The sequence below is a fragment of the Belnapia sp. AC561 genome (genome assembly GCF_979252845.1).
Map to the genome: position 1 here is coordinate 1 of NZ_CEEDBP010000291.1, position 260 is coordinate 260.

Annotated in this window: 1 pseudogene; it reads right to left on the reverse strand. The window is 56.5% G+C overall.

Annotation, left to right across the window (positions count from 1 at the left end):
• Window positions 1-260 (reverse strand): annotated as a pseudogene (gene fusA, locus AC0IW9_RS31125) (elongation factor G); the annotation flags it as partial.

The following is a 260-nucleotide window of genomic DNA, read 5'->3' on the forward strand; positions in this document are numbered from 1 at the left end:
GTTGCTTGGTCGCCATGGAAGCAGCCACCTTGAACGCCATCTCGTTGGAGTCGACGTCGTGGTAAGAGCCATCGTACACGGTAGCCTTCAGGCCGATCAGCGGATAGCCGGCAACGACGCCGTTCTTCATCTGCTCTTCGATACCCTTCTGGATAGCCGGGATGTATTCCTTCGGAATCACACCGCCCACTACTTCGTTCACGAACTGCAGACCTTCCTGACCTTCATCAGCAGGCGCAAAACGGATCCAGCAGTGACCG